This is a genomic window from Pedobacter sp. (genome assembly GCF_035566355.1).
Classification (GTDB): domain Bacteria; phylum Bacteroidota; class Bacteroidia; order Sphingobacteriales; family Sphingobacteriaceae; genus Pedobacter.
Genome location: NZ_DATMRL010000593.1, coordinates 1 through 2,656, shown reverse-complemented (window position 1 = coordinate 2,656; position 2,656 = coordinate 1). Strand labels below are relative to the sequence as shown.

Sequence of the window (2,656 nt, the reverse complement as noted above, 5' to 3'; positions counted from 1 at the left end):
TCCAAAAAATGCTTGTGAAGTATACGATATTATTTGTTTTAGGATTAATTCTTATGACAAGCTTTACTTATTGTAACCAGGCAAAACAAAAAGGGCAAGAAGAAAAAAAATTATTCCAGGCAAAAATTGCCGGTGCCGTTTCATGCACATCTATTGGCCTTATTCCTACAGACAGTGTTTTATATATGCAAAACGGAGGCACTAAATTTAAACCGTCAATCGTAAATAATACAAAAGCAATTGCTACTATTAAGGGGATGGTCTGGATACCCGGTGGAGAATTCAGCATGGGAGGTGTAAACCCTGTTGGCATGAATGATGGCGGACACGAATCCATGAATGACGCAAGGCCGGTGCACCGGGTGTATGTAGGCGGTTTTTATATGGATGAAACAGAAGTAACCAATGCCGAGTTTGCTGCATTTGTAAAATCAACAGGTTATATTACAGTGGCAGAACAAAAGCCCACCAGGGAAGAATTTCCTGGTGCCCCGGAAGAAAATTTGGTAGCAGGTTCCGTCGTTTTTATCCCAACTGAAATTACTGATTTGAATAATCAATATCAATGGTGGAGCTATGTTCATGGCGCGAATTGGAAGCATCCATCAGGACCTGATAGCGATTTGAAAGGGAAAGAGAATTATCCAGTCGTCCATATTGCATGGGATGACGCCAATGCCTATTCGAAATGGGCAGGGAAGCGTTTGCCTACTGAAGCTGAATGGGAATTTGCTGCAAGAGGAGGGAAAGCTGGTGAATTATTTACCTGGGGCAACCAGTTTAAACCTGATGGTAAATGGATGGCCAATATATACCAGGGAAAATTTCCGGCACATGACGAAGGCAGTGATGGTTTTCCAGGGATTGCCCCGGTAAAACAATTTCCCGCAAATGCTTATGGATTGTATGATATGGCAGGTAATGTTTGGGAATGGTGCATTGACTGGTATCGCCCTGACTACTATCAAAACCTTTCGAAAGCAGGAGTTGCTAAAAATCCGAAAGGCCCCAATACCTCGTATGATCCATCAGAGCCTACAGAGAAGAAAAAAGTACAAAGAGGGGGATCTTTTTTATGCACTGACCAGTACTGCACACGCTATATGGTGGGCACAAGAGGTAAAGGAGAATACCGGTCCTCAACTAACCATATTGGTTTCCGTTGTGTAAAAGATGAGTTGCCAAAGGAACTCGCAGAAAAATAATTATAAAAAATTCAGCGGCGAGAGAAGAATGTTTTCGTATTCCTAAAAATATAAAATCAAATTCCTTTAACGCATTGCTCTCTAATTTTTTTTCTAAATTCTAGTATAGGTATCTGTGTTCGAAAATTCGAATAGCAAAACTCGTGATTATTATTTCCAACGCTATTAAAATATCTTTATGCAAAACACATATTATGATGGTGGCTAAATCTTTACTAATCTTTCTGATCGCTGGCATTTGCGAAATAGGTGGTGGTTATCTTATTTGGTTATGGTTAAAATCCGGAAAACCCATTTGGTATGGAATTCTTGGGGGTCTTATTCTGGCTTTGTATGGAGTTGTAGCCACCTGGCAATCCGCCGGATTTGGCCGGGTGTATGCCACATACGGAGGAATATTCATTGTACTTTCATTATTATGGGCATGGAAAGTAGATAACTTTAAACCGGACCAGTATGATATCATTGGCGCACTGGTCGCACTCATTGGTGTATTTATAATTTTTTACGCTCCAAGAACAATCAGATAAATATGAAACAGTTACTAATATTTCCGATACTGACATTTTCTATTTTTTGTTACGCTCAAAATGATACTTCAAAAATGAAAAATATTGATAGCAACTTAAGCAATCGGCCAACTAATAATAAAAAGGTTGAGTTTACATGCAAATTGACCAGTGCAGAAATGAGAAAAAGAATTGAGACTGTTGTTGCAAGTTTAAAAAAACAGGTGATAGAAAAAAAAGAATTACAAAACGGATATGCTTATAAATTTAAAGGTAATAACAAAGTTGTTGACGAGCTGACCGAATTCATAAAAACAGAAAGAGTTTGTTGTGATTTTTTTGATTTCAGTTTGTCCGTTAATGGAGACACTTCATTTGCGTGGTTAAGTATTACAGGTCCGGAAGGAGTAAAAAAATTTATTTCGAGTGAATTGAGTTTTTAAATAAATCCATTTGAAACTGAATTTTTCCAAATTCAAATCTTACTCACTATCTTTGGAATATGAAATTGGTAAGTTTTGTACTTGCAATTTTGGTTTTAGTTCTTTCTGCGGCCCCGTGCTGCAAGAATAATTGTTGCATTGATGACAAGACTGCACAAAAAACCAGTTCTCACGATAATAATTGCAATGGTAATTGCTCTCCGTTTTTTGCCTGCGGCAATTGCTCAGGATTTTCAATAAACTTTCAACTCGAAGAAATAAAAGCTCCGCTTTTACAACAACCACCTCAACATTTTGCTCAATACATTGACAGATTAACGACAGTTTCATTACCTATTTGGCAACCGCCTCAATTGAGTTAGTTAGTTAACCATTTACTTTTTATCAACTCAATTTATTTCAACGATGCAAAGAAGAATTCATTTGCTGCTGATGCTTTATATAATGGCATCATCAGCAAGCGCACAATATATATTAAAGGCAGTAGTCAGGGATAATA

The 2,656-nt window shown here is 37.7% G+C and carries 4 protein-coding genes; all 4 read left to right on the top strand.

What is annotated here, in order from left to right; all coding sequences use genetic code 11:
- A partial coding sequence (locus VNZ46_RS23255) for a formylglycine-generating enzyme family protein (RefSeq protein ID WP_325563092.1) occupies nt 1-1,205 on the top strand: 1,205 nt, incomplete at its 5' end.
- 194 nt (nt 1,206-1,399) lie between these two features.
- Nucleotides 1,400-1,735, top strand: a complete 336-nt coding sequence (locus VNZ46_RS23250) for a YnfA family protein (protein ID WP_325563090.1) — start codon at nt 1,400-1,402, stop codon at nt 1,733-1,735.
- Between the two features lie 2 nt (nt 1,736-1,737).
- Nucleotides 1,738-2,157, top strand: a complete 420-nt coding sequence (locus VNZ46_RS23245) for a hypothetical protein (protein ID WP_325563088.1) — start codon at nt 1,738-1,740, stop codon at nt 2,155-2,157.
- Nucleotides 2,158-2,216: 59 nt separating this feature from the next.
- On the top strand, nt 2,217-2,519 hold the full coding sequence (locus tag VNZ46_RS29440) for a DUF6660 family protein (RefSeq protein WP_414693525.1): 303 nt from the start codon (nt 2,217-2,219) through the stop codon (nt 2,517-2,519).
- Nucleotides 2,520-2,656: the final 137 nt, after the last annotated feature.